Genomic DNA, 8,206 nt, shown 5'->3' on the forward strand with positions numbered 1-8,206 from the left:
TGATTCATTTCCATGAATTCTGTGCGCCCTCTCTTTGGCATAGCCACTGAAAAGATCGCACAAAAGATGGTCACATTAACAATAGTTATCGGCTATACTTTAATAGAGTATCAATATCAGACTTCGAGCCCAACATAGCGAGTGACGTGATGCGGACGCGGCCTGCCATCAGAAAGTTGGCCGAGATCGCGTACCCTGAACCAGGCAAATTTTTGAAAGCGCTGTAGGTTGTTGTAGATAAGTTGGGTACGTCAACCGCCGTGGCATTAGCGTTCGAACCTGAAGGCGTTGTAATTGTTGTTCGTCCATCCGAGCCAATAATTGCCATGAAGTAGTGCCCTGTCTAGCTAAGTTGTCATCTTGCAGAGTCTCACCGGTGCACCCGGTTCGGCCAAAACCGCGAATAGGGTCGCCCCTTCCAGAGCTGCCCCTACCACGTGATTAATCTTCGCTGCCTCCGCCAGAGTTCCATTTGTCGTGATGTCGTTCACAACGAGTTGGTTGTAGGGCTGGTCTTCGGGCGCTGAGCGCACCAGAACCGAAAGTTGGTCTTCAGATAGGGCCAGCGGCCCTCCCCCTACGATCTCGTAAGGTGAATGTCCCGGAACCATCAGGAGGGTCCGACCGTCAGCTGCAGCGAAACCGCCGCCGGCGGAGACCGCGACCGTCGAACCTTCCGCGGCAAGGTTCCCAGCCGGTATTCCATTGAGCGTGGCTGGTATGGAAGCAAGCTGGGTCGTGGTTCCCGCCCGCAGCATCAGCATCCAGATGTTTAGGGTATCCGCACTGGCAGTAGTCGTGGTCGTGATCAAGGATGCGCTGCCCGAAAGCTCAGCACCGAACCCACGCATATCCGACGGCCCATCAATTACATTGAGACGTACACCCTCTCTCGACCGCAGTGCGATGGCGCCGCGTCCAGCAATCGAAGCTATCTACCATCAAGCTCGGGCGCTTCGAAGATACCAAAGGAGACGCCGTCAGCGTTAATGAAGACCGAATGACCGAAAGCTCGTTCTTTGTCTGACTGAACGTGCCAAAGCAACGCGCCGCTCGAGACATCAAAGGTATAAACTGCACCGGTATGAAAAACCCCTGCGGGCTGCTCGACACCTGTACCATGGCTGCCGATGCGGGCAGCACCAATTGCAACGATGTCATCATCAAGCGCCACAGAACGACCGAAACCAGGCCCACTGGCAAACACGTCGCCGCGTTGAAGACGCAGTTCAATAGCCTCCGAAAGATCGACCGAGACAATGAAGGCGCGTCCAATATCAGGAAATCCTACAGCCAGATGCCCTTTGTCCACGACGATCTCGGCTGCCTAGACTTTGGAAGCATTGAAAGGGAAAGGAAAATGCCAGCAATCTGCTGATGCGTCAGTAGCGATGAGGGTGAAGACCGCAGCAACAATTCTGCACAAGTCTCGTCGCATCCCTCTCTCACCTTATTGGCGATTTTTTAGCGATCACTTCGAAGGTCAATCACTTCGTTCATTGCATGATACTAGAACCAGGTTGCTGTATTCGGAAATACTCCAATCCTATAATTACATATACATCAGCTATGATTGGACCTGCGCCTGGTAGGCTTCCGTTTTGTCAACGCGGCCTATGCTTAACGGCAAATTTCATTTGGATAAACTAAAGAAGTTCTCCAATTGTTCCGCATTACCTCCTGGCCCAACCGAATCCCCTTCGACCTTCACAAACAACTTGAGTCCCACCGTGACGACGACTGGCAAGCAGCTGTGCCTGCCTGGTCGAATATCCACGGGCTGAAGATCAAACTACAATGATGGCGTCGCCTGGAACGTCGGATCGCAGAGCTGCACGAGCGTCGCTATACAGCCAAGTCACAGGATCACTGGGCGGAAATCAAAGAGTGGTTAAAGCGCCATGACCTGCCTGCCCCAGACAGGTTACCTAGCTGGCCCGAACCGGACGCAGTCACGCGCCACAAGGCGCAGGAATTACTCTGAACATCATTACGGACATTCAAGGGTTACAATTAACAAGCGATACTTCTCAGCCACAATGCGAACATCTGGCGACAATCACGAAGCTGGACGCCTTTGGTCATATCGCTGATCAGGCTAGATGGTCGCGTCCTTCACGGCAAGGACAAGAAAGAGGTGGTTGACTGGCTGAAGACAATCGAGAACCGCAGCGCCCGCCAGACGGGGTCCCCCGTTGCAGAGTATGATTTCAGCTGGATGCGGGACGAGCTCGGCCTGTCAAACCACCGAAAATGACGCTCGCGCTGTGATGAAATTCTGTTGGCGTTCGAGTAATCGGCCTGCTGAGAGGTGTACATCGCGGCGCGTCTCGGGCCGCACTAAGCTTCTATAAATGCCCAGCGATCGCAAAGATACAAAAGTGCCATGGCCACAGACCATTCTAAGGGTGAGTTCTACTGCGCACCGGTGATATTGACCTTGCCCACAACCTTGGCACCACGCTCGGTCTCCATCGTCCGGGCAATGACATCAGCCTGAACGTTTGAACTCGAGGCTAGCTTCAGATCATCACATTTCAGGCTGCCCTTGTGCTTGCCTTCAATCGTGATCTGCTTTGCCGACAACGCACCATCAACAGATCCGCCCAATTGAACTGTAATCGCATCAGCGCTGACATCACCAGCCACATGGCCTTTGACGTCAACTCCACCTCCGTCTGACCTGACATTGCCTTCGACGGTCAGGTCTTCTTCAATTATTGAACTGGCCACGTCAAATTCCTCTGACTGAGATAACGGTAACCTTAGGCCGGTAGCCGGGGTTTGACCACCTGCGACGATGGCGATTGTTGTTGCTAACAAAAATGGACCGATTGCGAGTCTGGGATTTTGCTGCCCTCAATAGGTCAACGTCGATACGAAACTCATTTCTGTGTCGATATGATTGGGTGCGGCCCCAAAGGCAGGGAAGATTGTGGGTCCCATTATTGTTACCGCTTCAACTGACCCTGTGCGCAACCACAAATCTCAGGAAGAAATCGATTGGCAATTCACAGATCGGTCAGGTCAGTGATAGGCTTTGCCCAATATTTTAGTATTGATTGGAGGCCACTATGAGAATTGCGACTTGCCTGATTGCACTACTCTCAATTTCTACACCTGCAATAGCCGATGTTATTACCATTGTTTCGTTCAACGTGGAGAACCTCTTCGACACTGTTGATGACGTCGACAACCCGCGTGACGATACCTACCTGCCGCTTTCAGTTAAGCAGATGGACCAAGCAACGCATGATGCAAACTGCGAGACCTGGAACGGACCGAGCGGTTTCTTCTCAGATCAATGCAAAACGCTCGATTGGAGCGATGAAGTTTACGGACAAAAACTGGCGCGGTTGGGCGAGACAATCGTCGCTTTCGGCGCCTACCCAGAAGTCATCGTTGTGCCAGAAACAGAGAACGCTCAGGTTTTGGAAGATCTGGTGGCTGAAGCTCTCCCGGGTTCCGGCTATCGCGTGGTGCAACTCGATACGAGTGATGAACCTGACAGCCGCGGGATTGATGTTGGTCTGCTGACGACATTACCCGCTGCCAGCACACCAACTGCGCATGTCATCGATTTCGATCGTGATGAAGAGACTTGCGGAAAAACGCGTGACATTCTTCAGGTGCCGCTCGAGCTTCCAGATGGCGAAACCCTGCATGTCTTTGGCGTTCATTTTCCATCCGGTGGAAACCCGTATCGCTGCCGCATTCGTGCGATGAACAACCTCAACGCGCTCGTTGCTGGTTTGCCAGAGGGCTCGCTGTCCGTCGCAGCCGGAGATTTCAACGTGAACTGCAACGAGGGGCCCACCGACAGCTTCTCAAGGTTGCTACGCATCGGGAACTGGTACGCTTCGCCGTTGGTGCGTTCTGGTTGCGAGGCACCTGGGTCCAGCAAGTTCGTTGACCGGCTTGTGAACAACTGGAACACTTGGTCTTTCCTAGACATGATCCTGGTATCTTCGATACTGAGCCCGTCTCAACCAAGCGACAAGAATTGGTTTGCTGACTTGGGCAGCTTTAGCTCCGCGATTGTCACGCCCGAGCAGATCATGGTGGACGAAGATGACCGCGGCTTCATTGAGCCTCGCCGCTTTGATCCTGTGACAGGTCGTGGCGTGAGTGATCATTTTCCAGTTGTGATGCGACTGATATCGCGCCGCGATTGAGGTATTTAGTTGTCTTTTCGCCGTCCGCAGTCGACCTCAACTAGAGCTCGATGTGCTTAATCAAGCAAAACACTAACACACACTTGCATACTAACTATGTTAGTGTTAGTGTGCAAAACCATGTTAGATAGCAACAATGCGAAATCCAAGGATCTGAGCAACCGGCTGAGGAATTACCTTCTAGCCGTGCTTCATATTCGCATCGATCTCGAGCAATGGAAGCGCAAAGACAAGCTCCCCATGTTTCTAGCGAAGGCGTTTGACTTCTACGAAGCAGAGCTGCTTTCGACGCATTGTCTCTTTGTCGTTGTACCCAAAGACAGCGAACTTACCCCGTCCGAGCTTGAGAAGCGTCATGCCAACCTCCGCAAAGATATCGATGACGTCATCGTCTTTGTGTTCGAAGCCATGTCATCGCATGTGCGCGCCAGACTCATCGAAAAAGCCCTTCCCTTTGTCGTGCCTGACAACCAACTCTACATTCCAGCTCTTGGGATGGATCTGCGTGAGTATTTCAGGTCCAAGATGCCCACTTCGTCAGAAAGCCTGTCCCCAGCAGCGCAGGTCGTGCTGTTCCGACATTTGCTGATACCGAACCAAGACACCTGGACACCGAGCAATCTCGCAAAGAAACTTCGCTATTCTGCCATGACTGTTGGTAGGGCTTTTGACGAGCTAAGCGCGAACAAGCTTGCATCTGTAGAACCGCTTGGTCGAAGCAAGCTCCTTGTGTTCAGCTTGCCGCCGGACGAGATTTTTGAAAATGCCCGGCCGTTGCTCCGATCTCCCGTCAAATCGATCCACTTCTTTCGTCCCAAAGACATGCCCGAAGGCTTTTACGGAACAACCTTGCCGCAGACTTTTGCCGCCGGTGGCGAAAGTGCGCTCGCTGAGCGGTCCATGCTGAATCCTCCCCGGCATCCACATTTCGCGGTGGGGCCAAAAGACTGGAAGTCTCTGCAGGCAGGTGAATTTGGCCAGGAGGTCGACGATTACGACGAGGCCGGTTTCGGCGTCGATGTTTGGCGTTATGATCCAGATATTGTCACTGGGAACAATAAGGCTGATCCCCTGTCGCTCTTCATGCAGTTCCATGCCCATGAGGACGAACGCGTTGTCGAGGCGGCTGCCCAACTGATGGAGAGTGTGCGTTGGTACCGGGGATAGAGAAGTTTCGGGAACATTTTGCGGGACATGAAGACAGCTACGCTCTGATCGGCGGTGCTGCCTGCGCCCTGATCTTTGAGGAAGTCGGTTTGGAGTTTCGAGCGACACGCGATGTCGACATGGTACTGTGCGTTGAGGTTGTCGATCCGTCCTTCGGATCCGCACTTAAAGGGTTCCTGGATGCAGGCCAATATGAAGCTCGGGAACGTGGAGCAGAAAGGCGGGAGTTCTACCGGTTCCACAAGCCGAAAGACACAAGCTATCCCGAAATGCTTGAGCTCTTCTCGAGTCCTGAGGCGGGCGTCGATCTCGAAGTCGGCGACGAGCTAGCGACTGTCGCCGTATCGGATGACATGCTCAGCTTATCGGCAATTTTGCTCGACAAAGACTACTACGAAGCGCTCATCAACTCACGCCGCCCGGTCGATGGGATCCACGTGCTGGATGAGCGCCTTCTTATTCCGTTCAAAGCCCGGGCGTTCGTCGATCTCACACGCAGGCGTGCTGACGGCGACACCAAAGTAAAACGCAGTGATATCGCGAAGCACCGCCGTGATGTCTTTCGACTGCTTCAGCTTCTCAATCGCGAGGAAACTGTAGTCGTCAACGAACCTTTGAAAGATGATCTGCGCGCTTACCGCGACATCTTGATGAATGACGAGACCTTTCATCCGCCTGACTTCGGTGTCGCAATTGAACGAAATGAAGGCTTTGAGCTTCTGTCTGCACTTTACGCCCTATGATGGAGACGCGTTTTCTTGGCGAGAACTGGTTCAAACTCGGGACCGCAACCTACCATCTTCATTGGCTGACAAAATCATTCGCCGTGCCTTGGACACCGCGAATGCGTTCATTGCGATCAACCTCTGTTGGGCTGATCGGATCGGTTCCATCCCACTCGTCCAGCAACGTTCGCAGTTCGTCGGAAAGTTCAAGATCGTAGGTCTCGCCCATGTAGAAGTAGACGCGCGCAATATCGCCTCGAACGTCCTCCCGTGGTTCGGTGATGCGAAGATCGCTGTCGGTTTCGAAGTCGCACGATCCAAAGAGGCGCTCCTCTCCAGGTACAATCGCATATGTCAGATTGCTCCGGACATTGTTGAGTTCTCCGATGGCAGGAGTGAGGTTCACCAGGTCGTTGTGCGCGCGCTTGAAACGATCATCGTTTTTGAGACAGCATTCTCGCGCACTTCCACAGGCCTCGTCCTTTTCCCAACATGAGGGCCCCGGATGGAAATGGGCGATCCAGAACGCGGGTAAAATGTGTTCCGCTTCGGTGCGTTTCGCACGATCATTGTCGTTGACAGGATCATAACCTCACGCCGCCCGGTCAAAGGGGTCGATTTGGGAAAGGGGCGATACCCCTTTAGGGATCTCGACTTCTAAACACCGCCGTTCGCTGCGTAGGCAATGAACACGAAAGATGCGGGACAAACCGTCATTCACCACGTGCTTACCCATGGCCGCTTTCGGAGATCAGGTTTGATGTTGTAGCCAAACTAATCTTTGCTATTGCTGTGGCAGACAACTTCAAGCTTAATGCCGTGAGGATCGAGCCAATACGTGGCATAGTGAGTTCCGTATTCTGGAAATTGGCGGGGCTCGTTCAGGATTTGCGCTCCCTGCGACAGCGCCCACTGATATGCCTCGTGCACCACATCGCGAGTTTCAACCGAAAATGCAATATGCTGCAATCCGGTGGCATGGCGTGAATAGCTCCCCGCTTCTTTGGCCTGGTAGAAGAATAGCTGTGTGCCAAGTATTCCTTCTGGCCCGTAGTTAAATTCCGGCTCCGTCTTGAACCACTCTTTCAGTCCAAGGATCGGCATGAGTTCGTCATAATAGCTTTTCGCGGTGGGAAGATCCGGCACTGCGATGCCAATATGATCTATGAATCCAGTTCTGGGCATGCTTGATCGACCACCTTCTCAATTGTGCTCCAGTTGCGCGCCGTTCCTGAATGCCCAAGCAGTTTTTCAAGACGAGCCGGTGTAAGCTTTGATCCCGCGACGCCGTTCTTGTAATCGATGAAAGCTTCCTTGCCGATTACTTTAACGCGCTCTGGCCCATCGTAGCCTTCCAAAGCGTCGACTTCTGACGTTGTTAGTTTCTTTGACATGAATAGTACCAACATATGGTTCGGGCGCTCCGACGACGCTTTAGGAAACGGGTTTTCGGCCAAAACTTGTTTTAGATGCTGTAGCTTCCTTAGGAACACTTCATTCCGTAAATCATGTGCGGAGATCACTGTTCTCAAGATGCGATAGATACTGGATTCCGGCAGTTCCGACGAAAGAACAACGTTTCCGGTGGCCAAAAACGTCCGAACATCTTTGAGGCCAGCTTCCTCACACCCCGCGCGAAGCTGAGCCATTGACATCTTCTTGTGGGTCAAAGGGCCGATGGCACGGACAAACGCTATCCAATCTCGGTGCTGTGGACTCATTGTCTCGTATTATCACATTCGAAGGAGTTTGCTACGTGATACGCTTAGGACACAATGCAGTCATCCATGCCATAGTGCAGCTTCGGTCAATATGGGCTCACTTCGGTCATTCTCTTCAAAGTCAGCCGGGTTTACGTTGCCAATATACCCATGGCGACGTTTTCGCACTGAGTGTGACGCGTTGTCATTCCTTGATGACACCGAATGCAACAGTCACCGCAGCTGTCAGTGCCAGCAGACCCAATGCACCAGCGGGCAGCGCCCAAAGCCCAGTATTGATACCGAGCACGCTTGCCAGTGCTGATCCCACCGCAATGCCGAGGTAACTTGCAGACGAGTTGAGTGCGAGGATAAAGCCGTGGTGCTCCTCTGCCACCAAACGCACAAGACGGCTTTGTTGAGGCGTTGCGAACAGGGT

9 protein-coding genes and 1 pseudogene are annotated in these 8,206 nt (G+C 52.9%); 3 read left to right on the forward strand and 7 right to left on the reverse strand.

Annotated features, from left to right (window positions below):
- Window positions 1-347 precede the first annotated feature (347 nt).
- The 3 genes from ACR0BU_RS24260 to ACR0BU_RS24270 all read right to left on the reverse strand — a co-directional run bounded on the left by ACR0BU_RS24260 (window position 348) and on the right by ACR0BU_RS24270 (window position 2,733).
- Complete coding sequence (locus ACR0BU_RS24260; protein ID WP_299083879.1) at window positions 348-851, reverse strand: hypothetical protein; 504 nt, start codon at window positions 849-851, stop codon at window positions 348-350.
- 80 nt (window positions 852-931) lie between these two features.
- Window positions 932-1,312 (reverse strand): hypothetical protein, encoded by a 381-nt coding sequence (locus tag ACR0BU_RS24265; RefSeq protein WP_299083882.1) that lies wholly within the window; start codon window positions 1,310-1,312, stop codon window positions 932-934.
- Window positions 1,313-2,415: 1,103 nt separating this feature from the next.
- Window positions 2,416-2,733, reverse strand: coding sequence for a bactofilin family protein (locus ACR0BU_RS24270; RefSeq protein WP_299083884.1), 318 nt, complete (start codon window positions 2,731-2,733; stop codon window positions 2,416-2,418).
- Window positions 2,734-3,074: 341 nt separating this feature from the next.
- Between ACR0BU_RS24270 and ACR0BU_RS24275 the strand changes: the two genes are divergently transcribed.
- The 3 genes from ACR0BU_RS24275 (at window position 3,075) to ACR0BU_RS24285 (ending at window position 6,085) form a co-directional block, all read left to right on the forward strand.
- A complete protein-coding gene (locus tag ACR0BU_RS24275) occupies window positions 3,075-4,175 on the forward strand; it encodes an endonuclease/exonuclease/phosphatase family protein (protein ID WP_480739487.1) in 1,101 nt (366 codons plus the stop codon).
- Between the two features lie 108 nt (window positions 4,176-4,283).
- Window positions 4,284-5,342, forward strand: coding sequence for a hypothetical protein (locus tag ACR0BU_RS24280; RefSeq protein ID WP_480739486.1), 1,059 nt, complete (start codon window positions 4,284-4,286; stop codon window positions 5,340-5,342).
- Window positions 5,327-6,085, forward strand: a complete 759-nt coding sequence (locus tag ACR0BU_RS24285) for a hypothetical protein (protein ID WP_480739485.1) — start codon at window positions 5,327-5,329, stop codon at window positions 6,083-6,085. The genes ACR0BU_RS24280 and ACR0BU_RS24285 overlap by 16 nt, the downstream gene beginning before the upstream one ends.
- A gap of 58 nt (window positions 6,086-6,143) precedes the next feature.
- Here ACR0BU_RS24285 and ACR0BU_RS24290 read toward each other — a convergent pair.
- The 4 genes and pseudogenes from ACR0BU_RS24290 to ACR0BU_RS24305 all read right to left on the reverse strand — a co-directional run.
- A pseudogene (locus tag ACR0BU_RS24290) lies at window positions 6,144-6,617 on the reverse strand (endonuclease); the annotation flags it as partial.
- Between the two features lie 224 nt (window positions 6,618-6,841).
- Complete coding sequence (locus ACR0BU_RS24295; RefSeq protein WP_480739484.1) at window positions 6,842-7,252, reverse strand: VOC family protein; 411 nt, start codon at window positions 7,250-7,252, stop codon at window positions 6,842-6,844.
- Window positions 7,231-7,788, reverse strand: coding sequence for a DUF1697 domain-containing protein (locus ACR0BU_RS24300; RefSeq protein WP_480739483.1), 558 nt, complete (start codon window positions 7,786-7,788; stop codon window positions 7,231-7,233). Before ACR0BU_RS24300 ends, ACR0BU_RS24295 begins: the two co-directional genes overlap by 22 nt.
- Window positions 7,789-7,972: 184 nt before the next feature.
- Window positions 7,973-8,206, reverse strand: a 234-nt coding sequence (locus ACR0BU_RS24305) for a hypothetical protein (RefSeq protein WP_480739482.1), incomplete at its 5' end; no start/stop codon positions are given.

The organism is Ruegeria sp. CK2 (assembly GCF_056536585.1).